Source organism: Tardiphaga sp. 709 (genome assembly GCF_032401055.1).
GTDB lineage: Bacteria > Pseudomonadota > Alphaproteobacteria > Rhizobiales > Xanthobacteraceae > Tardiphaga.
Genome location: NZ_CP135529.1, coordinates 4,660,482 through 4,682,733 on the forward strand (window position 1 = coordinate 4,660,482; position 22,252 = coordinate 4,682,733).

At 63.0% G+C, this 22,252-nt stretch carries 19 protein-coding genes and 1 pseudogene; 9 read left to right on the top strand and 11 right to left on the bottom strand.

All coding sequences use genetic code 11. The features are described 5' to 3' along the window. Window positions 1-78: 78 nt before the first annotated feature. Window positions 79-486, bottom strand: a complete 408-nt coding sequence (locus tag RSO67_RS22625; protein WP_315840664.1) for a DUF6455 family protein — start codon at window positions 484-486, stop codon at window positions 79-81. Window positions 487-713: 227 nt separating this feature from the next. On the opposite strand from RSO67_RS22625, the gene RSO67_RS22630 reads away from it, so the two are divergent. Continuing rightward, the gene (locus RSO67_RS22630) at window positions 714-1,100 is read left to right on the top strand and encodes a hypothetical protein (protein ID WP_315840665.1); all 387 of its coding nucleotides are present in this window, start codon (window positions 714-716) and stop codon (window positions 1,098-1,100) included. 230 nt (window positions 1,101-1,330) lie between these two features. Here RSO67_RS22630 and RSO67_RS22635 read toward each other — a convergent pair whose 3' ends face one another. The 4 genes from RSO67_RS22635 to RSO67_RS22650 form a co-directional block, all read right to left on the bottom strand. Continuing rightward, window positions 1,331-2,620, bottom strand: a complete 1,290-nt coding sequence (locus tag RSO67_RS22635) for an ArgE/DapE family deacylase (protein ID WP_315840666.1) — start codon at window positions 2,618-2,620, stop codon at window positions 1,331-1,333. Window positions 2,621-2,647: 27 nt separating this feature from the next. Next, window positions 2,648-3,925 (bottom strand): 4-aminobutyrate--2-oxoglutarate transaminase, encoded by a 1,278-nt coding sequence (gene gabT / locus RSO67_RS22640; RefSeq protein WP_315840667.1) that lies wholly within the window; start codon window positions 3,923-3,925, stop codon window positions 2,648-2,650. Window positions 3,926-4,204: 279 nt separating this feature from the next. Further along, window positions 4,205-5,230 (bottom strand): histone deacetylase family protein, encoded by a 1,026-nt coding sequence (locus tag RSO67_RS22645; RefSeq protein ID WP_315840668.1) that lies wholly within the window; start codon window positions 5,228-5,230, stop codon window positions 4,205-4,207. Beyond that, window positions 5,227-5,925, bottom strand: a complete 699-nt coding sequence (locus RSO67_RS22650; RefSeq protein ID WP_315840669.1) for a GntR family transcriptional regulator — start codon at window positions 5,923-5,925, stop codon at window positions 5,227-5,229. The genes RSO67_RS22645 and RSO67_RS22650 overlap by 4 nt, the downstream gene beginning before the upstream one ends. Window positions 5,926-6,063: 138 nt before the next feature. Here RSO67_RS22650 and RSO67_RS22655 point away from each other — a divergent pair. From RSO67_RS22655 to RSO67_RS22680, 6 genes and pseudogenes are all read left to right on the top strand, one after another. Next, window positions 6,064-6,836, top strand: a pseudogene (locus tag RSO67_RS22655) (class II aldolase/adducin family protein). A gap of 66 nt (window positions 6,837-6,902) precedes the next feature. Beyond that, window positions 6,903-8,468, top strand: a complete 1,566-nt coding sequence (locus tag RSO67_RS22660) for an ABC transporter substrate-binding protein (protein ID WP_315840670.1) — start codon at window positions 6,903-6,905, stop codon at window positions 8,466-8,468. An 84-nt stretch (window positions 8,469-8,552) separates the two neighbouring features. Continuing rightward, entirely contained in the window at window positions 8,553-9,524 is a 972-nt protein-coding gene (locus tag RSO67_RS22665; protein WP_315840671.1) for an ABC transporter permease, read from the top strand. Continuing rightward, window positions 9,521-10,360 (top strand): ABC transporter permease, encoded by an 840-nt coding sequence (locus RSO67_RS22670; RefSeq protein ID WP_184513560.1) that lies wholly within the window; start codon window positions 9,521-9,523, stop codon window positions 10,358-10,360. Before RSO67_RS22665 ends, RSO67_RS22670 begins: the two co-directional genes overlap by 4 nt. Further along, a complete protein-coding gene (locus RSO67_RS22675; RefSeq protein WP_315840672.1) occupies window positions 10,360-11,979 on the top strand; it encodes an ABC transporter ATP-binding protein in 1,620 nt (539 codons plus the stop codon). Before RSO67_RS22670 ends, RSO67_RS22675 begins: the two co-directional genes overlap by 1 nt. 19 nt (window positions 11,980-11,998) lie before the next feature. Then, entirely contained in the window at window positions 11,999-12,937 is a 939-nt protein-coding gene (locus RSO67_RS22680; protein WP_315840673.1) for a glyoxylate/hydroxypyruvate reductase A, read from the top strand. Here the strand turns inward: RSO67_RS22680 and RSO67_RS22685 are convergent. The 5 genes from RSO67_RS22685 to RSO67_RS22705 all read right to left on the bottom strand — a co-directional run bounded on the left by RSO67_RS22685 (window position 12,931) and on the right by RSO67_RS22705 (window position 18,229). After that, window positions 12,931-13,521 (bottom strand): sarcosine oxidase subunit gamma, encoded by a 591-nt coding sequence (locus RSO67_RS22685; protein ID WP_315840674.1) that lies wholly within the window; start codon window positions 13,519-13,521, stop codon window positions 12,931-12,933. The genes RSO67_RS22680 and RSO67_RS22685 overlap by 7 nt on opposite strands. Continuing rightward, window positions 13,514-16,480, bottom strand: a complete 2,967-nt coding sequence (locus RSO67_RS22690; protein WP_315840675.1) for a sarcosine oxidase subunit alpha family protein — start codon at window positions 16,478-16,480, stop codon at window positions 13,514-13,516. The genes RSO67_RS22685 and RSO67_RS22690 overlap by 8 nt, the downstream gene beginning before the upstream one ends. Continuing rightward, on the bottom strand, window positions 16,477-16,737 hold the full coding sequence (locus tag RSO67_RS22695; RefSeq protein WP_315840676.1) for a sarcosine oxidase subunit delta: 261 nt from the start codon (window positions 16,735-16,737) through the stop codon (window positions 16,477-16,479). Before RSO67_RS22695 ends, RSO67_RS22690 begins: the two co-directional genes overlap by 4 nt. A 6-nt stretch (window positions 16,738-16,743) precedes the next feature. Beyond that, window positions 16,744-17,994, bottom strand: coding sequence for a sarcosine oxidase subunit beta family protein (locus RSO67_RS22700; protein WP_315840677.1), 1,251 nt, complete (start codon window positions 17,992-17,994; stop codon window positions 16,744-16,746). Window positions 17,995-18,103: 109 nt separating this feature from the next. Further along, a complete protein-coding gene (locus RSO67_RS22705; protein ID WP_256461202.1) occupies window positions 18,104-18,229 on the bottom strand; it encodes a hypothetical protein in 126 nt (41 codons plus the stop codon). A gap of 125 nt (window positions 18,230-18,354) precedes the next feature. Here RSO67_RS22705 and RSO67_RS22710 point away from each other — a divergent pair, with 125 nt between their 5' ends. Beyond that, entirely contained in the window at window positions 18,355-19,173 is an 819-nt protein-coding gene (locus RSO67_RS22710) for an aldo/keto reductase (protein WP_315840678.1), read from the top strand. Window positions 19,174-19,343: 170 nt separating this feature from the next. On the opposite strand, the gene nikR is transcribed toward RSO67_RS22710, so the two are convergent. Beyond that, entirely contained in the window at window positions 19,344-19,784 is a 441-nt protein-coding gene (nikR, locus tag RSO67_RS22715) for a nickel-responsive transcriptional regulator NikR (protein ID WP_315840679.1), read from the bottom strand. A gap of 96 nt (window positions 19,785-19,880) precedes the next feature. On the opposite strand from nikR, the gene RSO67_RS22720 reads away from it, so the two are divergent. Beyond that, window positions 19,881-22,172 (top strand): TonB-dependent receptor, encoded by a 2,292-nt coding sequence (locus RSO67_RS22720; protein WP_315840680.1) that lies wholly within the window; start codon window positions 19,881-19,883, stop codon window positions 22,170-22,172. Window positions 22,173-22,252 lie beyond the last annotated feature (80 nt).

The window sequence follows — 22,252 nt, forward strand, 5'->3', positions numbered from 1 at the left end:
TTAAACCAAATCTTAACCTAACCGATTAGGCTTACCTGGCCGGCTTTTCGAGCATTTTTAGTAAAGGTGGAGAATAATTTACTCCGCAGCCCGGGCCAGCAGCGTGATGTCGTTGGCATTGGCGCAATAGTTCTCGTAGTTCGCCGCCGCCGTGTTGGCTGCGAGGTCGGCGCTGCAGGCCCGCTTGTGTGCGCAACTGGCGCAGGCATGGCGCATCTCCATCATGTCAGGCGGCCGGATCTTGGCAATGGCGGCCTCGTCAAAACCGAGCGCGCGGAGCATCTGCGGCAATTCCTCCGCACCGTTCACGCCTCTGCGTACGATCGTATCGAGATCGCTTGGCGCGAGGCCAAGCTCGTGGGCCATGCGTTTGAACTCGCCGCTGTCGAGGGCACCGAGTTCGTTGAGCTGGCGGCGCTGGATCAACCAGTCGCCAATGCGTTCGATGAGATTACTGACGATGGGATAGGGCTGGACGGATGTCATGGCGGTCTCCGCTGCTGAACTGATTGAGCGGAGGGTCGGCGCAGCAGCGCGGGGTCGCATTGCGCTGGATCAATCGGCGGGTGCGCCATGGACGGTTAGTCTTACCGCCAGAAATGCCTGCGCCGCAGGCACTTTCCGGGAAACTCGAGGCTGGATTCAAAGTTATCCATGCTTAACTTAGAGACATTGTTAGTCCAGAAGCCGGGAACCGGCCTCAGGAGGCGTAAATGCGTTTGAGATATCTGATTGCAGCCTCGGCCAGCATTGCTCTGCTGGCGAGTTTCGGTGCGGCACAGGCTGACACCTACAAGCCCGGCGAATACCTGCTGCTCGACCTGCAGAAGGCTGTGCTGTCGCCGAAACTGCTGGGCCCGCCCGCGTCATTTGAGCAGGTGCAGATCCAGGCCAAGGCCGATGCGAAGGCGAATGTGAAAGCCGACCCGGCGAAGGCAGCACCGCGCGTTGCGCGTACGCAGGCTGTGAAGCCGGTGGCGCAGCGCGCTGCGCAGAAGAAGGTCGTTCGTCGCGGCAATCCGTTGGATTCCAATGCGGCGGACACGCGGGTGCAGGTCTGGCCGTGCCGCACAGGCGGCATCTGCAGCTGGCAGAGATAGTAGTGGCTGCTTTTTAACCTCTCCCCGCTCTTTGCGGGGAGAGGTCGCCGCGTCTTCGCGGCGGGTGAGGGGCCTTCAACGGCGGCAGCGTCACGCTTGAGCTCTCAGGTCGTAAACTTCGCGACCTATTCACTTCAAGTTCGATGAGAGGCCATTGCCTCGCCCCTCACCCCAACCCTCTCCCCGCGCAGAGCGGGGAGAGGGAGTCTACGGCGTTCCGTCGTAAGGCTTTACGCCTTGATCTCTTCCACGCCGCACCATTCGGCGATGAACAGCGCCAGCGCCGTCGTCGTCTTCTTCAGCGAGGGCAGGTTGACGCCTTCGTCGAAGCCGTGGACGCCGCGCGAGATGCAGCCGTAGTTCAACGTCGGCACATTGTCGAACAACGCGTAGACGCGGCTATCGAGATAGGCGAGCGAGATTTCCGGCTTCGGCTTCTGGCCGAACACCGCTTCATGCGCTGCGGCCAGCGTGGCTTCTGCATCCGAGCCCGGCTTGAGCTCGAAGCCCTCGGCCTGGAAGCCGTTGAAGGTTACGGTCGGCGGAATGTTCGACAGGAACGGATCCTGATGCGCGAAGGCGGCGACGCAGTCGACGATCTCCTTCTTCGCCGCTTCGGCGGTCTTGCCCGGCAGCAGCGAGATGCGGAAGTCCACCTTGCACCAGGCCGGGACTGACGACGCCCAGTCGCCGCCGGCGATCTTGCCGATGTTCAGATTGACCGGTTTCTCGATGTTCTTGAAGTGCTCATGCTGGTCCTTGGTCGCATTCCACTTGGCTTCCAGCTTGCGCAATTCACCGATGATCCGATAGGCGCCATCGATGGCGTTGGCACCAGTGCCCATGCGCTGCACATGCACCGGCACGCCGCGGACTTCGACCTGGAACCAGACCACGCCGATATTGGCGCGGGTGATCGTCTCATGCGATGGCTCCGACACCACCACGGCGTCGGCCTTGTAGCCGCGCAGATGCGTCATCAGCGCGCCGTCGCCGGTGGACTCCTCTTCCACCACCGACTGCAGATAGACCGTTGCCGCCGGCTGCAGGCCGAGGCTCTTCAAGGCATCGAGGGCGAAGATGTTGGAGGCGCAGCCGGCCTTCATGTCGCCGGCGCCGCGGCCCTGCATCCAGTCACCCTGGATCACGGGGTCGTAAGGCGGCGTGGCCCACATGTCGAGCGGGCCTTCCGGCACCACGTCCACATGGCCCTGCATGATCAGCGAGCGGCCCTTTTCCTCGCGCGGATAATGCGTGCCGACCACGATCGGCGCGGTCGAGTGCAGTTCGTCCCATGCGCCGGCGCCGGGATGATGGCCGAGCGCGGCGCGGTCCATCTCGAAGCGCTCCATCTTGTAGCCGCGCGCCTTCATGGCGCGGAACATGAAGTCCTGCATCGTGTGTTCGTTGCCGCGCGTGGAGACGTGGCGCACCATGTCCTGCGTGAACTTGACCTGGGCATCGAAACCCTTGTCGACGGCAGCGATGATCTTGTCGCGAAGTGCGGGATCGAGAGCCATGTGTTTTTCCTTTTCTTGTGAGAGGGCTCAGGCGGTCAGCGCGCGCTCGAGCTTTTCCATGCCTTCGTCGAGGATTTCGTCCTGGGCGGTCAGCGGAACGAGCACGCGGATGGTGTTGAAGTTGACGCCGCAGGACAGCAGGATCAGGCCTTCCTCGGTGGCCTTCTGCGTCACCTTCTTGGTCACTTCGGCGTCCGGCGTGTCAGAGCCGCGCTCCTTGACGATGTCGAAGGCGATCATGGCGCCGACATTGCGGATGCTGGCGATCGGCACGAGATCGTTGCGCTGCTGCATCTTCTTCAGGCGCGTGGTGATGCGCTCGCCGATATGGTTGGCGCGGTCGATCAGCTTCTCTTTCTCGAACACGTCGAGCACGGCCATCGCTGCGGCAATCGCCAGCGGGTTGCCGGCATAGGTGCCGCCGAGGCCGCCCGGATCGGCAGCGTCCATGATCTTAGCCTTGCCGATCACGCCCGACAGCGGGAAGCCGCCGGCGAGGCTCTTCGCCACGGTGATGAGGTCGGGCTTCACGTCGTAATGTTCCATCGCGAACATCTTGCCGGTGCGGCCGTAACCGGTCTGCACTTCGTCGGCGATGAAGACGATTCCATTCTCGTCGCAGATCTTGCGCAGCGCGCGCATCAATTCCGGCGGCGCCTGGTGGAAGCCGCCTTCGCCCTGCACCGGCTCGATGATGATGGCAGCGACACGGGCCGGATCAATGTCGGCCTTGAACAGGAAGCTGAGATACTTGAGCGATTCCTCAACCGTGACATCGAGCGGCGCGGCCGGGAACGGTACGTGCCAGACTTCCGGCATGGCTCCGCCAAAGCCCTTCTTGTACGGGAACACCTTGCCGGTCATGGTCATGGTCATGTGGGTGCGACCATGGAAACCGCCGGTGAAGGCGATCACGCCGGCGCGGCCGGTGGCCGCGCGGGCCATCTTGATGGCGTTCTCGGTCGCTTCGGCGCCGGTGGTGAAGAATGCGGTCTTGGTGGCGCCGTCGATCGGCGCCAGCTTGTTCAGGCGCTCGGCGAGGGTCACGTAGGATTCATACAGCAGCACCTGGAAGCAGGTGTGGGTGAAGTTCTCCATCTGCGCACGCACGGCGGCCATGATGGTCGGATGGCAGTGGCCGGTGTTGAGCACGGCGATGCCGCCAGCGAAGTCGACATAGCGCTTGCCTTCGACGTCCCAGACTTCCGCATTCAGCGCGCGCTGCGCCGAGATCGGAGTGGAATGGCCGATGCCGCGGGGAACAGCGGCCTCGCGGCGTGCGAAGATTTCTGCATTGGTTGGCATTCGAGTTTGTCCTTCAGTTTTTTGGATGTTGTTGGGGTACTGGATGAAGTTAAGCCGAGCGCTGTCGGCTCCCTCTCCCCGTTCTGCACGGGGAGAGGGGTGGGGTAAGAGGCGAGGCACGATCGGTGCTGCGATGTTGCTTTCCCGGGTCGGTACGATCCGAAAATTGTGTGATTGGTGCGAGCCGCGTGCCATGCCCCTCACCCGCCGCGAAGAGGCGGCGACCTCTCCCCGCAAAGAGCGGGGAGAGGTTAAGGAGAGAGTGCGGCGCGCTGCTCATCACCGCGCGGCTTCGAAACCGGCGAGGGTGGAGGTGAGGTTGGCGCCCAGAATGTCGGACAGATATCCGCCTTCCTGAACGAGCACCGTGGGCAGGCCCATGCGCGCCACGGCTTCGCCGATGCGCTTGAAGCCCGGGGTGGTGACTTTCAGAGCCGCCAGCGGATCGTGTTCGGAGGCGTCGAGGCCGAGAGCGAGAACCAGAGCCGTCGGCGCGAATGCCTTGATGGTCTTCTCGGCGACAGCAAGCGCATCGATGAAGCCATCGTCACCGGTGCCGAGCGCGAGCGGAATATTGAGATTGGTGCCGAGGCCGTTGCCTTCGCCCTTCTCATGGGCATAGCCCCAGACAAAGGGGTAATAGCCGACGGGATCGGCATGGATCGACACGGTCAGCACGTCCGGACGCGCATAGAAAATGCCCTGGGTGCCGTTGCCGTGATGCACGTCGACATCGAGGATCGCAACGCGCTCATGCTTGGTGCGCAGATGCTCGGCGGCGATCGCCGAATTGTTCATGAAGCAGAAGCCGCCGGCCATGTCGCGATAGGCGTGGTGGCCGGGCGGGCGGCAGAGCGCATAGACGGCGTCCTCGCCGTCCATCACCATCTGCGCCGCGGTGACGGCGACATCGGTGGACGCGCAGGCACCAAGCCAGGTGCCCGGGCCAATTGGCGCTGCGGTATCGGCGGTGTGCCAGCCGAGCTTGCCGGTGATGTGGGTCGGATAGCTGCCCGCCACGCGGTTCGGGTGGATATTGGCGATCATTTCCGGGCCGTAGTCCGGCAGCTTGATCCATTCTTCCCACGCGCCTTCGAGGAAGCGCAGATATTCCGGCGAGTGCACGCGGGCGCGTGGGCCCTGGCCGAATTCGGTTGGCGCCACTAACGTGTGCTTGCCGTCGGCGAGGCCTTTCAGCAAGCGCTCGGCGCGCTCCGGCTGCTCGGTGGTTTTACGGACCTGACCGCGCACCAGGAAGAACTGCGGATCATGGCTCTTGTGCTTGTCGGAATACACTGCCTTCACGTGGCGGCTCCATTCGTTGAGGAGGGAAGTTCGCGGACCAGCTTGCCGACTTCGCGCCAGGCAGCGCCGATGTGATAGTCGATCCGCGCGGTGATGATGTCGGGGTGACCCTGTTCGAGCACTTCGAGCAGTGCCTCATGGGTCTGCGCAATGCGATGCGGGTCGTCATAGAGCCGGCCGATCAGGCCGATTGTCATGCGGAGTTCCGAAGCGAGATCGTCGAATAATCGCAACAGGCGCTTGCTGCCGGCGATCTCGCAGATCATGCGGTGAAATTTGTAGTCTTCCTCGATCTGCCGGGCATGATCATCGATGCCGGCGGTCTCGTGCATGACGTCGATCTGCCGGCGCAGCATATCGCGATTGGCAGGCGTCATGTTCTTCGAGGCGAGCACGCCGGCATGACATTCGACGCAGATGCGCAGGTCGTAGATCTCGTCGATGTCAGTCGCTTCGAGCTTGCGGACGAAGAAGCCGCGGCGCGGATGCGAGACCAGCAGGCCTTGCTGCTCGAGCAGCCGTGCAGCTTCACGGACAGGGGCGCGGCTGACGCCGAGTTCGCGGGCAATGCCGGCTTCGACGACTTTGGCGCCAGGCAGCAGCTGCCCCTTGATGATGGCCTGGGTCAGGATGCGTGCGACCTGCCCGACAAGATCGGTGTCGGCGAGGGCGGTCAGACCAACTGGAGGAGACATCAAACGCATGCGGGGGACCCGTTTCTTCCCCTGTACAAGAATTAATCGTCGATTGTCGACAGTTTAATCTTGCGAGCTGCCATGCGATTGTGTTTCCTGCCCGCACCTTAAAAAAAGCCGGGAACCGCGCCTGTGAATATGCATGCAAACATTACGCCGACCCTCGATGCCGCCAAGCAGGTCCGTATCGACCTCGCCGCTGCCTATCGCCTGATCCATCGCCTCGGCCTCGATGACAGCATTTATACGCATATCTCGGTGCGCGTCCCCGGCACCAGGACCGCTTCCTGATCAATCCCTATGGCATGCGCTTCGAGGAAGTGACGGCCGGCAACCTCGTCACCGTCGACGTTGACGGTAAAGTTGTCGACGATCCGCTCGGCCTCGGTATCAATCCGGCCGGCTTCACCATTCACAGCGCCGTTCACGCCGCCCGCCACGACGCGCAGTGCGTGCTGCACACGCATACCGTTGCCGGTGTCGCCGTGTCGTGCCTCAAGGACGGTCTGCAGCCGCTGAACCAGTGGTCGATGCAGTTCACCGACCGCATCGCCTATCATGACTTCGAAGGCATCGCGCTGGACCTGTCCGAGCGTGAGCGCCTGGTTGCCGATCTCGGTGACAAGATGGTGTTGATCCTGCGCAATCACGGCCTGCTTACTTGCGGCCGCTCGGTTGGTGAGGCCTTCAAGCTGATGTTCAACATGGAACGTTCCTGCCGCGCGCAGCTCGCGATTCTTTCAACCGGCGCGGAAGTCATTCGCCCGTCCCACGCCATTGCCGCACACACCGCCGGCCAGTATGACCGCGGTTACGACAAGGTGCATGGCACCGAAGGCGGTAAGCCGGACAGCGAGTGGGAGGCCTTCAAGCGCATGCTCGAGCGCACGGACGCCGATTACAAGAATTGACCCGACTTCCGCTACACATCGTCAACTGATCTGGGTTACGTGCCAGCCGGCACTAAGGGGAAAGATATGTTGAAGAAATTTGTATTGGCTTTGGCACTGGCCAGCGTGAGCCCGCTCGCCTTCACGAGCACGATGGCGCTCGCGCAGGAGCCGAAGATGGGCGGCACCATCAATGCGGTGATCCAGCCAGAGCCGCCGGGCCTGATGCTGGCACTCGTCCAGAATGGCCCGACCCAGATGGTCTCGGGCAACATCTATGAAGGCCTGCTGCGCTACAGCAAGACACTGGAGCCGCAGCCGGGTCTCGCCGAGAGCTGGACCATCAGCCCGGATGCGAAAACCTACACGTTCAAGCTCAAGCAGGGCGTGACCTGGCACGACGGCAAGCCGTTCACTGCGGCTGACGTGCTGTTCTCCATCGAGACGCTCAAGGTCACCCACGCGCGCGCGCGCAACAACCTCGTGCAGCTCGACAAGGTCGAGGCGCCGGATGACTACACCGTCGTCTTCACGCTGAAGCAGCCCTTTGGCCCGTTCATCGGCATCTTCGAAGTCGGCTCGATGCCGATCATCCCGAAGCACATCTATGAAGGCAGCGACGTCAAGACCAATCCGGCGAACAACACGCCGATCGGTACCGGCCCGTTCATGTTCAAGGAATGGAAGAAGGGCTCGTTCATCCAGCTGGTGAAGAACCCGAACTACCACGTCCAGGGCAAGCCCTATATCGACGGCATCTACTGGCAGATCATTCCTGACGCCGCCGCGCGTTCGGTGGCCTACGAGACCGGCAAGGTCGATGTTCTGCCCGGCGGTTCGATCGAGAACTTCGACGTGCCGCGCGTTAGCAAGCTGCCGAACACCTGCGTCACCGGCGACGGCTGGGAGTTCTTCTCGCCGATGGCCTGGATGTGGCTGAACAACCGCACCCCCGTGCTCGCCAACAAGAAGGTTCGTCAGGCGATCATGTACGCGGTGGATCGCGAATTCGCGCGCGACGTGATCTGGAACGGTCTCGGAAAAGTCGCTACCGGCCCGTCCTCGTCGGCGATCAAGTTCTACACCGACAACGTGCAGAAGTACCCGTACGATCCGGCCAAGGCCAAAGCGCTGCTGAAGGAAGCCGGCTACAAGGGCGAGAAGGTCCGCCTGATGCCGCTGCCTTACGGCGAAACCTGGTCGCGCTGGGGTGAGGCTGTGAAGCAGAACCTTGTCGACGTCGGCATGAATATTGAGACCATCGCCACCGACGTTCCCGGCTCGAACCAGAAGAACAGTGAATGGGATTACGACATCTCGTTCACCTATCTGTATCAGTATGGTGATCCGGCTCTCGGCGTCGGCCGCAACTATGTGACGAGCGCGATCGCCAAGGGCCAGCTCTTCAACAACCTCGAGGGATACTCCAATCCTGAGGTCGACAAGCTGTTCGAAGAGGGCGCCGTCGCAACGCCGGATTCGAAGCGCAAGGAAATCTACGAGAAGGTCCAGAAGATCCTCGTCGAGGACGTCCCCGTGGCATGGCAGCTTGAATTGCAGTTCCCGACCATCACCAACTGCAAGATCAAGAACCTGATCACGACCGGTATCGGCGTCAATGACGGCTTCCGCGACGCCTGGATCGACAAGTAAGCTTTCAGCCTGATGCCCGTGACGATCTCTGGGATCGTCACGGGTTTTCTTTGTGTACTCTGACCTGAATGCGATGGACCTCTGATGCTGTCATTCGTTGCCCAGAGGATCGTGAAGGGCGTGTTCGTCCTGATTGCGATCATCGTGATGAACTTCTTCCTGATCCGTCTTGCGCCCGGAGATCCCGCAGCGGTGATGGCCGGCGAGGCCGGCGCCAGCGATGCGCAATTCGTCCAGCAGCTGCGCGAAAAGTTCTCACTGGATAAGCCGCTGCCGGAGCAGCTGTTCATTTACGTGAAGGGTGTCGTCACCCTCGACCTCGGTTTCTCGTTCCGCCAGCAGATGCCGGTCGCGAAGCTGATCGCCGAGCGGTTGCCGGCGACGCTGCTGCTGACGCTGACGGCGTTCGGCATATCGCTGTTGCTGGGCATCACATTCGGCACGCTGGCCGCAAGATTTGCGGGGACATGGGCGGACACCGCCATCACTGTCTCGGCGCTGCTGTTCTATGCCACGCCGATCTTCTGGGTCGCGCTGATGTCGATCCTGCTGTTCTCGGTCTATCTCGGCTGGCTGCCGAGCTTCGGCTACGAGACTATCGGCGCGAACTACACCGGGCTTGCGCATGTCAAGGACGTGGCCCTGCATCTGGTGATGCCGGCGATGACCATCGGCCTGTTCTTCATGGCGACCTATACGCGCATGACGCGCGCCTCGATGCTTGAGGTCAAGCGGCTGGATTTCGTCAAGACCGCCCGCGCCAAGGGCCTGCGCGACAATATCATCCAGCGCCGCCACGTGCTGCGCAACGCGCTGCTGCCGGTGGTGACGCTGGCCGGCGTCCACTCCGGTACGCTGGTCGGCGGCGCCGTGCTCACCGAGACGGTGTTTGCATGGCCCGGCATCGGCCGGTTGCTCTATGAGGCACTCTTGCAACGCGATTATAACCTTCTGCTCGGCGTCTTCGTGGTCTGCTCGGCGATGGTCCTGATCTTCAACCTCGTCACCGACCTCGTTTATCGACTGGTCGATCCACGCATCGAGTTTGCATCATGAAGAAGTTCTGGAAATTGATGCTGCGCAATCCCGGCGGCCTTATCGGTTTGGTCATCATCACGATTGCGATCTTCATCGCGCTGTTCGGGCAGATGATCTTCCCGACCTCGCCCTGGCGGATGGTGCAGCGGCCGTTCCTGCCGCCCTTCACCAATCCGATGGTGACCCTCGGCACCGATGCGCTCGGCCGCGACGTGTTTGCCGGGCTGATCTATGGCGCCCGCGTATCGCTGCTGGTCGGTCTCGTCTCGACCACGGTGGCGCTGACCATCGGCGTGCCGCTCGGCGCCATCGCCGGCTATTTCGGCGGCAAGGTCGACGACGCCCTGATGCGCTTCACCGAGTTTTTCCAGACCATTCCCAGCTTCCCGCTGGCCATCGTGCTGGTGGCGATCCTGCAGCCGTCGATCTATTCCATCGTTGGCTCCATCGCTATCGTGTCGTGGCCGCCGGTGGCGCGTCTGGTGCGCGGCGAGGTGCTGTCGCTGCGTACGCGCGAATATGTTCAGGCCGCGATCGTCACCGGCCAGAGCAATACCTGGATCATCTCGCGCGAGATCCTGCCGAACGCGCTGTCGCCGGTGATCGTGCTGGCGTCGCTGATGGTGGCGAATGCGATCCTGCTGGAGTCGTCGCTGTCCTTCCTCGGTCTTGGCGATCCCAACCTGATGTCCTGGGGCTACATGGTCGGCGCGGGCCGGACGGTGATCCGTCAGGCCTGGTGGATCACGGTCTTCCCCGGCGTCGCCATCCTGATCTCGGTGCTCGGCATGAACCTGATCGGCGAAGGCCTCAACGACGCGCTCAATCCGCGCCTGGCGAAGGATAGCCGCTGATGACTGCTACCCCCGCCGTTTCCATCAAGAACCTCAAGATCGCACTGCCGAAGAGCGCCGAACGTCCTTATGCGGTCGACGGCGTGTCCATCGATCTCATTCCCGGCGAGATCGTCTGCGTCGTCGGCGAATCCGGTTCCGGCAAATCCATGTGCGCGCATGCGCTGATGGGCCTGTTGCCGGATACGGTGAAGACCGAGACCGGCGAAGTTCTGTTCGAGGGCCGGAATCTTCTGAAGCTCGACGAGAGCGGCTGGCGCGAAGTGCGTGGCCGCGGCATCGCCATGGTGTTCCAGGAGCCGATGACCGCGCTCAATCCGCTGATGCGGATTGGCGAGCAGATGATGGAAATGTTCGAGGCGCATAATCTTTTGACGCCGAAGGAGCGCCGCGCCAAGGCCCTCAGCCTCGCCAGGGAAGTCGGTCTGCCCGATCCCGAGCGCATCATCCGCGCCTATCCGCACCAGCTTTCCGGCGGCCAGCGCCAGCGCGCGATGATCGCCATGGCGCTTGCGCTCGAACCATCGGTGCTCGTCGCCGACGAGCCGACCACGGCGCTCGACGTCACCACCCAGGCGCAGATCCTCAAGCTGATCCGCAACCTGCAGCGCAGCCGCAACATGGCGGTGATGTTCATCACCCACGACTTCGGCGTTGTCGCTGACATCGCCGACCGCGTCGTGGTGTTGCGTCACGGCAAGATTGTCGAGGAAGGCTCGATCGACGCCGTCTTCAGGAATCCACAGCACGACTACACCAAGGCGCTGCTGGCTGCCGTGCCGTCGATGCACCCGCCGGTGCGCGCGCCGCTGGATGAAAACGCCAAAGCGGTCGAAGTTATAGGCCTCGACAAGACCTATGTAACCTCGGGCGGCTGGTTCAAGCCGGATCGCCGCGTGCAGGCAGCGAACGAAGTGACGTTCTCGATTTCCAAGGGCGAGACCGTTGGTCTGGTCGGCGAGTCCGGTTCGGGCAAGTCGTCCGTCGCGCGTCTGGTGATGCGGCTGATCGAGGCGGACCGCGGGACGGTGCGCATCGGCGATGTCGATCTTACAGCTCTCGAAGGCAAGGCGCTGCGCGCGCAGCGCCACCGCATCCAGATGATCTTCCAGGACCCGTTCGCCTCGCTCAATCCGCGCCGCCGGGTCGGCCAGATCATCACCGATGGCCCGATCGCCCGCGGCACCGATCCCAAGGTCGCGATGCAGCGTGCGCGTGATCTGCTGGGGATGGTCGGCCTCGATGCCGGCTCGCTCGATCGTTATCCGCACGAGTTCTCCGGCGGCCAGCGCCAGCGCCTCGGTATCGCCCGCGCGCTTGCGATGGATCCGGAGATCATCGTCGCCGACGAAGCCGTCTCTGCACTCGACGTCTCCGTGCAGGCGCAGGTGTTGAAGCTGCTGGAAGACCTCAAGGCCCGCCTTGGTCTCTCGATGCTGTTCATTACGCACGACCTTCGCGTCGCCGCGCAGATCTGCGATCGTATCGCGGTGATGCAGCGCGGCGTCATCGTCGAACTGAAGCCGACGGCGCAATTGTTCGCGGCGCCGGAACATCCCTACACCCGCGAATTGCTCGGTGCCGTCCCCGGCCAGAGTTCACCATCCCAGGCCGCCTGACCTTATGCCGACGTCTCCCGTGACTTGCGTTTTCCTGAGCAGGACCATCAACCTGCGCAAATACCTGACCAACGAAATCGCCCGGCTCGACGGCAAGGTGAGTTTTGTCGATCACCTCGACGGCACCGATCCTGCCAAAGTCGACATGGCGGTGAGCTGGCATCCGCATGCGGATGGGTTCGATCACTATCCGAACCTGAAGGCGGCGTGTTCCATCGGCGCTGGCGCCGACAGCATCCTGAATTGCCCGAGCCTGCGCGACGGGATTGACGTGGTGCGCGTGGTCGAGCCGGCACAGGCGCAGATGATGTCCGGTTTCGTGATCTGGAACGTGATCTATTACCAGCGCCAGTTCGGGACGTATCTGCAGAACCAGCGCGATCACGTGTGGAAGCGTGTCGGCGGCGGGCGCCGTCCGTCCGAGGTTCCGATCGGCATTCTCGGCTATGGCGCCATCGGCGCGCGCGTCGCGTCCGATCTGGCGATGCTCGGCTTTCCCGTCAGGGTGTGGAGTCGCTCGGCCAAGCCGACGACGCCGGGCGTGACGGGCTTTCACGGCGGCGACCGGCTCAACGCGATGCTCGCGGGCTCTGAGGTGCTGGTGAACCTGCTGCCGCTGACCGAGGAAACCCGCGGCATTCTCAACGCGAACCTGTTCGCCAGGATGCCGCGCGGTAGCTATCTCATCCAGGTCGGCCGCGGTGAGCACTCCGTCGAGCAGGATATTCTCGATGCGCTCGCCAGCGGGCAGCTCTCCGGCGCGACACTCGATGTCTTCCACACCGAACCGCTGCCCAAGGACCATCCATTCTGGTCGCATCCGCAGATCGTGTTGACGCCGCACGACGCTTGCGAGGTCACCATGACCGCCATCGGTGACACCATCCTCGCCACGGCCGAGGCAGTGCAGGCTGGCGTGCAGCCGAAGGATTCCGTGGATCGCAGCCGAGGTTATTGAGCCTCAGCGTCCACGGCCAGCCCGACCATCGCTGCCGATGCTTCCAGCCAGTGCAGGAAACTGCCAGCCATGCTGCGCGCGGCGGCGATGTGAATCGTCGGCGTCTCGTCGACCTTCCACAGCGTCACGCCCATATGCGCGATCTGCGTGACGGCAACGCTGCCGGCCGGAAAGGCCGTCGCGCTGAGATCGATGCCGACGCCCTTGGCCAGCACCTCAAGTAGGGCCGGGCCGGACAGCCGTAGCAGGCCAACGCTGTCGGACTGATCGACGACGGAGGCGAGGCCATCGAGCTGCTGCGCAAGGCTATCGACGAAACGCGGCGTGCCCGCATCGTGGGTCACCAGCCAGCGGCCGGGACCGGTGCCGAGAAACGATGTCGCGTCGCCACCGGAGCCGTGCGGCCCCAGCGGCAGGTTGATATCGAACTGTTCCTTTACGGTAGCCGCGAGCGCGGTACCCTGGCCCTTGCGCGCCATAACGGTGGCGATGGCGATGCCGCGACGTTCCCTGGCGATGACACCGCGGCCATCGCCGATGGATCGCAAGCCGGAAAATGCGGTGACGTAAGGGAGATCAAGCACGCAGCCGCGCTCCTTCTGCATCGACGAAGACGGGATCGACGACTTCGAGCTCATAATCGCCTGACCGGACCGGATCCCAGGCGCGGATGATCTCGCCATGCCGTTCCGGTCCGCGCGCCAGCAGGCCAAGGCCGATCCAGTGATTATTGCCCGGGCTGAAAGCCGTCGACGTGATGAATCCGGCATTGTTGTCCGGCGCAAGCGTCACGCCGCGCGCGAACAGCAGTGACCCGTTGCGGAGGCGCTGGCTGCGATCGACCGGCCGCAGGCCGACCAGCGTCGGCCGATCCGGATCGATCAGCGCTTCACGCGCCGCCATGGTGCGGCCGATATAGTCCTTCTTCACCGACATCATCCGTCCGAGTCCGAGATCGCGGGCCACGGTCTGGCCGTTGAGTTCGGAGCCGGCGACATGACCCTTTTCGATCCGCATCACGCTGAGTGCTTCGGTGCCATAGGGCATGACGTCGAATGGCTTGCCGGCTTGCATCAATGCATTGAACAGCGCCTCGCCATAACCCGCGGGCGCGGCGATCTCATAAGCGAGTTCGCCGGAGAACGAGACGCGAAACAGCCGCAGCGGGATGTTGCCGACATGGAATTCGGCGCAGCCCATATACGGAAAGGCTTCGTTCGACACATCGAAGGCGCCGCCGAGCAGCGCCCGCAGCAGGTCGCGCGACTTCGGCCCCGCGACCGCAACTTGCGCCCATTGCTCGGTGACCGAGACCATCTGCACGTCGAGTTCGGGCCACAGCACCTGATGGCAGTATTCCAGATGCTGCATCACCTTGCCGGCATTCACCGTGGTGGTGGTCATCACCCAGTGATCAGCGGAGAGACGCGCCGTCGTGCCGTCGTCCATGACGAAACCGTCTTCGCGCAGCATCACGCCGTAGCGCACCTTGCCGACGGGCAGTGTCGAGAAGGTGTTAATATAGACGCGATCAAGGAATGCGCCGACGTCGGAGCCGCACAGCGCGATCTTGCCGAGGGTCGAGACATCGCAGATGCCGACGCCGGAGCGGACGGCCTTCACCTCGCGGGTGACGCTTTGCAGCCAGTCAGTCTCGCCCGGCGCGTTGAACCACTGCGCGCGCATCCACTGGCCAGCTTCGACAAAGGTCGCGTTCAACGCGGCGGAGGCGGCGTGGCTCGCCGTCAGCCACGTCGGTTTGAAATGCTTGCCGCTGTGCAGGCCCGCAAAAGCGCCGATGGCGACGGGCACATGTGGAGGGCGCGCGCGCGTTGCGCCGGTCTCGGCGATGGTCTTCCTGATCTCGCCGGCGAGAATGGCAAGGCCGTTGACGTTGGACGTCTTGCCTTGATCGGTCGCCATGCCCAGCGTGGTGTAGCGCTTGAGCTGTTCGACCGAGCGAAAGCCTTCCTGCGCGGCGAGGGCAACGTCCGTCGCCGTGACGTCGTTCTGCAGATCGACGAATGCCTTGCGGCGCGATCCCTTGACCAGCCAGGTTGGTTGTCCACCCGATGCCTCGTCACTGGTGACGATCGGCTTCTGTGTTTGCAATCCGAGGCCAATATGCGAGGCGGCCTTCGCGCCGGCTAGGGCGCCGTTTTCCAGCGCTTGGGCCAATGTCCATTGCGCGGCAGCCGCACCCGCAATCTGCATGCCTGGTGGCAGTTCGTTGCAGAGAAATGCAGATTGCTCCTCCGCCCAGCTGCCCTTGCCGCCGAGATGCGTGGCGATGCCGATGCTCGGCGACCAGCCGCCGGAAACGCCGAGCGTATCGACGGCCACAGAACGCGTCTGGCCAGCACTGTCAGTGATCGTGATGTTCGTCAGCCGGCGATAACCCGACGTGTCCGAGACATGCGCGCCGAGGAATTGCGGAGCGTTGCCCGCGAGTCCGCGCACCTCAGGCGAGACCTCCGCACGAGCGTCGACCATCACGGCGATCTCGGCGCCGGCCCTTTGCAGTTCGAACGCGCTGCGCCAGCCGTCATCCGACGTGGTGAAAATCGCGATACGCTGACCCGGTACGACGCCGAAGCGATTGGCATAGCTGCGCAAAGCCGAGGCCAGCATGATACCGGGCCGGTCATTGCCGGGAAACACCAGCGGCCGTTCGGACGCGCCGGTCGCTAGCACGCATTGTCTGGCGACGATCTTCCATAGCCGCTGGCGCGGCATGAACGGCGAGGGGACAGGCAAGTGATCGCTGACGCGCTCGATGGCACCATATTCGCCGTCATAGGCGCCGAACACGGCGGTGCGCTTGAGGATGCGGACATTTGGCAGCGTGCCGAGTTCGGCCTCCGCCAGCGCCGCCCATGAGGCCGCCGAGATGCCATCGATTTCCGCGGTATCGCTGAGCAGTCGTCCGCCGAGCACAAAGTCTTCCTCAGCCATGATCACCCGCGCCCCGGCGCGTCCGGCGGCAAGCGCTGCGGCGAGGCCCGCAGGGCCGGCACCAATCACCAGCAGATCGCAGAAGGCGTGTGACTTCTCATAGGTGTCGGGATCGTCGAGGCCGCTGAGCGCGCCCAATCCCGCCGAGGCGCGGATCGCGGGTTCGTAGAATTTCTCCCAGAACGCCGCCGGCCACATGAAGGTCTTATAGTAGAAGCCCGCATTGAGCAGCGGGCCGGCGAGCTGATGCACGGCGCGGAGATCGAAATTCGGCGACGGCCAGCAGTTCTGGCTCGATGCGGTGAGGCCATCAAACAGCTCGACCGTCGTGGCCTTGGTGTTTGGCTCCGCGTGTGCGCCGGAGCGCAGCGTCACCAGCGCATTCGGCTCTTCTGGTCCCGCGGAGAAAATGCCGCGCGGCCGGTGATATTTGAATGAGCGGCCGACCAGCATGGTGTTATTGGCAAGCAGCGCCGAGGCCAGCGTATCGCCGGCATAGCCGCCATAGGTCTTGCCGTCGAAGGTGAAATTGATCGGCTTCGATCGGTCGATCAGTCCACCGGATGCGAGACGACGCGAGATGCTCATGATGTCGCCTCGTCATGGGCGAGCATGGCGTCGATCACTTCATGCGTCGAGACGTTGCGCGTCACCTTCAGCCAGGCGTGGCAGCCGGCGGCGTGATACCAATATTCCCTGTGAACACCGGCCGGATTGTCGCGCAGATAGACATAGTCGAACATCGCGTCGGCATTCTCCGGCGCGGGCCGCGTCAGCGTGGCATCGCCGGAATAGCTGAACTCCGAAGCGTCGCGGGATCCGCAGTAAGGGCAGGGGATGCGCATGGGGCCTCAGTGCAGGTTCGGTTGGGCGCCCTGGCCCTTTTCATCGACGATATGGCCTGAGCGAAAGCGATCCAGCAGCAGGCGATTGGCGGCAGGATGCGGTTCGTCCTTCGCCAGCAGATGCGCGAAGACGAAGCCCGAGCCCGGCGTCGCCTTGAAGCCGCCATAGCACCAGCCGGCATTGAGATAGAGCCCGTCGATATGGGTGCGGTCGATGATCGGCGAGCCGTCCATCGACATGTCGACGAGACCGCCCCAGTTGCGCAGCATCCGCGCACGGCCGATCGCCGGCATCAAGGCCATGCCGCCTTCGCAGACATCCTCGACGACAGGCAGGTTGCCGCGCTGGGCATAGGAGTTGTAGCCGTCGATATCGCCGCCGAACACGAGCCCGCCCTTGTCGGACTGGCTGATGTAAAAGTGCCCGGCGCCGAAGGTGATGACGCCGGGGATGATCGGCTTCAGCCCTTCGGAGACGAAGGCCTGCAACACATGGCTCTCGATCGGCAGTCGCATCCCCGCCAGTGCCGCGACGCGCGACGACGAGCCGGCGACGGCAAGGCCGATCTTCTTCGCTCTGATCGCGCCGCGCGAAGTTTGCACGCCCACCGCGCGGCCATCGACGATATCGATCCCTGTCACTTCGCAATTCTGGATCACATCGACGCCGCGATCGCTGGCGCCGCGAGCGTAGCCCCAGGCGACAGCGTCGTGGCGCACGGTGCCGCCGCGCTTCTGCAGCAGTCCGCCCTGGATCGGAAACCGCGCGGCGTCGAAATTCAGAAACGGGTAGAGTTTCCGCACACCTTCTTTGTCCAGCAATTCGGAGTCCGCACCATTCAGCCGCATCATGTTGCCGCGCCGGGCATAGGCGTCGCGCTGGCCGTCGGAATGATACAGGTTCAGCACGCCGCGCTGGCTGACCATGGCATTGTAGTTGAAGTCCTGCTCGAGGCCTTCCCACAGTTTCAGCGATAGCTCATAGAGCGAGATGTTTTCCGACAGCAGATAGTTGGAACGGATGATCGTGGTGTTGCGGCCGATATTGCCTGACCCGATCCAACTCTTTTCCAGCACGGCAATGTTCTTGAGGCCGTATTCCTTGGCGAGATAATAGGCCGTCGCCAGCCCATGGCCGCCGCCGCCGACGATGACGATGTCATATTCGGCCTTCGGCGCAGCATCGCGCCATTGCGGCGTCCAGCCTTTATGGCCGGTGAGGGTCTGCTTGAGCAGGGACGTCAGCGAATAGCGCATGGAGAATCCGGGTGGCGATCAGGCCCGGAGTGTCGCGCATTTCGGGGATCGGTACCGGTCCATGGACGACATCCGCAAGCCCATTAGCGACATCGTGAGATGATGCCGTTTAGCGCGCCAGCCAGAAGCCGCCCACCACCAGGATCATGGCCAGCAGGCTGATGACCCCGAGCACGGCTGCAGTGATGGCCAGCAGGCCGTGGGAGTCGAGCCATCCGCGTAATGCCTTTTCCATGGTGCTGAAACTCTCCCGGTGATTTGAGTTTATCGTTGCAGGCTGGCACCGTATCAAACACTTCAGGCGCCGTCGTCTCGGACGGTTTCGCCATATTGAAGAATTGACATGCTTGAGGAAGTGACATGGACAATCTGAACACGCAGGGCATTTCAGTGCCGAAGCTCGGCCTCGGCACATTCAAGCTTACGGGCGACGGCTGCGTCGCCGGCGTGGAAAGTGCCATCGGGCTCGGTTATCGGCACATCGACACCGCCGAGATGTATGGCAACGAGGCCGAAGTCGGTGCCGGCATCAAGGCCTCCGGCATCGCCCGCAAGGATCTCCATGTCACCACCAAGGTCTGGCACGAGAATCTCGCGCCGGATGCCATCAAGCGCGCCTTCGACACCAGCCTGAAGAAGCTCGGTCTCGATGTCATCGATCTCTATCTGGTGCATTGGCCCTCGAAGGGCATGGATCTGCCGGCGATCTTCGAGACGCTGCTGAAGCTGAAGGACGAGGGCCGCGTCCGCGCCATCGGCGTCGCGAATTTTCCGGTCAAGCTGATGAAGCAGGCGGTGGAAGAGATCGGCGCGCCGGTTGCCTGCAACCAGGTCGAATATCATGCGCTGCTCGACCAGACGAAGCTGTTGACCTATCTGCGGTCCAAGTCGATCCCGCTGGTGGCCTATTGCCCGCTCGGTCAGGGCCGGCTGGCCGACAATGACGCGATGAAGACCATCGCCGCCAAACACGGCGTGTCGGCGGCGCAGGTCGCATTGAAATGGTTGCTCGATCAGGACGGCGTCGCCGCGATCCCAAAGGCATCCCGCAAGGAGAGCCAGCAGGCCAATCTCGACGCGCTGAAGGTGACGCTGGACGACGACGACCGCAAGGCGATCGCGGCATTGCCGAAGACGCAGCGACTGGTGAATCCGGGTTTCGCGCCGGATTGGGATTGATCTTGCTTCTCCCTCCCCCTTGCGGGGAGGGTGGCCGCGCGTAGCGCGGTCGGGTGGGGGTGCCACAAACTCCGGCCCGAGTGTGGGGCTACCCCCACCCCGGCCTATCGGCCGACCCTCCCCGCTGCGCTTCGCTTGGGGGAGGGAGGCCATCGGCCGCAGCGCTTGAACTAACCGTGGCTGTGCTCCTTCTTCTTCCCCTCCACCTTCTTCCCCGTCGGCATCATCACCACGCGGCCATATTTCACGCCGCGCTCCGCAATGATGTGATCGGCAAAGTGTTGTACTTCGCTGCCGGAGCCGCGCAGCGCGGTCACTTCCATGCAGTTGTCGCCGTCGAGATGCACATGCAGCGTCGCCAGCGAGAGGTCGTGGTGATGGTGATAGGTGTCGACCAGACGGCGTGACAGATCGCGCTGGGCGTGGTCATAGACATAGACCAGGGCGGCCACGCATTCGCCGGCCTTGCCCTTTTCCTGTGCGGCCTGCTGCATGCCGGCACGGGCGAAATCGCGGATCGCTTCGGAGCGGTTCTGATAGCCGTGTTCGGCGATCATCGCATCCAGCTCTTCCATCAGGTCGTCATCGAGCGTGATCGTAATGCGCTGCATCGGTCCTCTCAAATAGTATGACGAATCTTTGACTTTGTCATACTCGGCATGTCAGTGTGTTCCCGTTGAACCCAGCATAGCCCGGCCGCCTGACCGATGCATCGCTCTCTCTTTCCATCGGCCGGACTGTCGCTGGTCTCATTGCTTACAGCCGTCACGCCGTCTCCTGCGCAACCGGCAACCGTGCTGTCGCCGGTTGAAGTCGAGGCGCCGCCGCGGCATGCGGCGAAGCCGCGCGTACCGCGCAGCGGGAATGAGGCAGGCCGCCCGGCGGCACGCCATGTTGCCGCACCGACGTTGGGGGCCGGCGGCATGAGTGTCACCCCCGGTGCGGCACAGGCGCTGCCCGCCTCTGCCAGTGAAAGGACGATCAGCGGCACCGAGGTCAATGCACGTCCTCTGTCGCGCCCGGCCGAGGCGCTCGAAGTGGCGCCCGGCCTGATCGTCACCCAGCATTCCGGAGACGGCAAAGCCAACCAGTACTTCCTGCGCGGCGTAAATCTCGATCACGGCACCGATCTCGCCATCTCCATCGACGGCATGCCGGTGAACATGCGCACCCATGGTCACGGCCAGGGCTATGCCGATACCAACTTCCTCATCCCCGAACTGATCAGTTCGGTGAATGTCCGCAAGGGACCGTATTTCGCCGACGAAGGCGACTTCTCGTCCGTGGGTGCGATCCATGTCAGCCTGATCGACAGTGTCGCGCGCACCATGGCGTCGATCACATCAGGCAGCTTCGGCTACAACCGCGCCTTCGGCGTCACGTCGGGCGAGGTCGGCGAAGGCACGCTGCTGGTGGCCGCCGAGGCCAATCTCTATAACGGCCCGTGGGACAATCCCGACAAGCTTCAGAAGCTCAACGGCGTGATCCGTTACAGCCAGGGCACCGCTGACAACGGCTTCTCGCTCACCGGCATGGCCTATGGCAACAAGTGGAATTCGACCGATCAGGTGCCGCTGCGGGCGATCACTTCTGGCGAGATCGGCCGCTACGGCGCGCTCGATCCGAGCGATGGTGGCAATTCGGAGCGTTTTTCGCTGTCCGGCCGCCTCCGGCAAACCGATCTCGACAGCGCAACCAAACTCGATTTCTACGTCACCAAGAGCAAGCTCAATCTTTGGAACAACTTCACGTTCTTCCTCAGCGATCCCGTCAATGGCGATCAGTTTCACCAATATGACGACCGCGTGCTCGGCGGCATCAATGCCTCGCATACATTCAAGTACAATATCGCGGGCTTCCGCAACGAAACCGAAGTCGGCATCCAGAGCCGCTACGACGATATCAATGTCAGCCTCGGCAACACCATCAAGCGGCAATATCTCTCGACCACGCGCAACGACGGCGTGAAGGAAGGCAGCGTCGGCGTGTTCGTCCAGAACACGACGTTCTGGACCGACTGGTTGCGCACCAATATCGGCTGGCGCGGCGACTATTACGACACCACGGTCAATTCGTTCTTCAATCCCGCCAATTCCGGCAGTGCCACGGCGACCATCGGGAGCCCCAAGGCCGGTCTGGTGATTGGTCCCTTTGCGAAGACCGAGCTGTTCCTGAATGCCGGCGAGGGCTTTCACAGCAACGATGCGCGCGGTGTGACCATCAAGGAATCGCCGTCTGATGGTTCGCCGGTCGATAGCTCGCCCTTCCTGGTCAAGACAAAGGGCGCCGAAGTCGGGCTGCGTACCAAACTCATTCCAGGGCTGACCAGTTCGATCGCGCTCTTCATGCTGGATTCCGCCTCCGAAATCCTGTTCGTCGGCGATGCTGGTGACACTGAAGCCAGTCGTCCCAGCCGCCGCGTCGGCTTCGAATGGACCAACGACTACAAGCCCACGTCATGGCTGAGTCTTGAAGCCGACCTCGCAATGACGCGCGCGCGCTTCCGCGGCAGCAATGCCGACCAGGCGGCGGCCTATGCGGAGTTCGACGGCTATCCGGCCTCGCAGATCGGCAACGCGCCCGGCAATTTCATTCCCGGCGCCCCCAACATGATCGCCTCGGCTGGCATAAGGCTGGGCGAAGCGACCGGTTGGTTCGGCGCCTTGCGCTATCGTTATTTCGGCCCGCGTCCGCTGACTGAAGACGCGGCCTTCATCTCGCCAGCCACGGGCCTGCTCAACGGGCAGGTTGGTTACCGCTTCGACAATGGCTGGCGCATCCAGCTCGATGCCTTCAACATCCTCGACAGCAAGTCCGACCAGATCACCTATGCCTATGGCTCGCTGCTGAAAACGGACTCGCTGTTCGCCGCGTGTTTCCCGGCGGGTGGCGGGGCGCCGACGGCGCCTGCTGCCGTGTGCCAGACCGGCATCATGGACCGCGTGCTGCATCCGGTCGAGCCGCTGGCACTGCGGCTGACGGTGGCCGGCCGGTTCTGATCTCGCGGTTCTGACTTTGCCGCAGCGCAGCTTGCCTATTCCGGAAGGCGGTAGCATCATCCCTCCCAATGAAAAGAGGC

Coding starts and splice junctions, on each gene's coding strand:
- RSO67_RS22690 (WP_315840675.1), bottom strand. CDS start 16,480: ATGAGCATCTCGCGTCGTCTCGCATCCGGTGGACTGATCGACCGATCG.
- RSO67_RS22705 (WP_256461202.1), bottom strand. CDS start 18,229: ATGGAAAAGGCATTACGCGGATGGCTCGACTCCCACGGCCTGCTGGCC.
- RSO67_RS22670 (WP_184513560.1), top strand. CDS start 9,521: ATGAAGAAGTTCTGGAAATTGATGCTGCGCAATCCCGGCGGCCTTATC.
- RSO67_RS22660 (WP_315840670.1), top strand. CDS start 6,903: ATGTTGAAGAAATTTGTATTGGCTTTGGCACTGGCCAGCGTGAGCCCG.
- RSO67_RS22630 (WP_315840665.1), top strand. CDS start 714: ATGCGTTTGAGATATCTGATTGCAGCCTCGGCCAGCATTGCTCTGCTG.
- RSO67_RS22635 (WP_315840666.1), bottom strand. CDS start 2,620: ATGGCTCTCGATCCCGCACTTCGCGACAAGATCATCGCTGCCGTCGAC.
- nikR (WP_315840679.1), bottom strand. CDS start 19,784: ATGCAGCGCATTACGATCACGCTCGATGACGACCTGATGGAAGAGCTG.
- RSO67_RS22720 (WP_315840680.1), top strand. CDS start 19,881: ATGCATCGCTCTCTCTTTCCATCGGCCGGACTGTCGCTGGTCTCATTG.
- RSO67_RS22675 (WP_315840672.1), top strand. CDS start 10,360: ATGACTGCTACCCCCGCCGTTTCCATCAAGAACCTCAAGATCGCACTG.
- RSO67_RS22710 (WP_315840678.1), top strand. CDS start 18,355: ATGGACAATCTGAACACGCAGGGCATTTCAGTGCCGAAGCTCGGCCTC.
- RSO67_RS22650 (WP_315840669.1), bottom strand. CDS start 5,925: ATGTCTCCTCCAGTTGGTCTGACCGCCCTCGCCGACACCGATCTTGTC.
- RSO67_RS22625 (WP_315840664.1), bottom strand. CDS start 486: ATGACATCCGTCCAGCCCTATCCCATCGTCAGTAATCTCATCGAACGC.
- RSO67_RS22695 (WP_315840676.1), bottom strand. CDS start 16,737: ATGCGCATCCCCTGCCCTTACTGCGGATCCCGCGACGCTTCGGAGTTC.
- gabT (WP_315840667.1), bottom strand. CDS start 3,925: ATGCCAACCAATGCAGAAATCTTCGCACGCCGCGAGGCCGCTGTTCCC.
- RSO67_RS22700 (WP_315840677.1), bottom strand. CDS start 17,994: ATGCGCTATTCGCTGACGTCCCTGCTCAAGCAGACCCTCACCGGCCAT.
- RSO67_RS22665 (WP_315840671.1), top strand. CDS start 8,553: ATGCTGTCATTCGTTGCCCAGAGGATCGTGAAGGGCGTGTTCGTCCTG.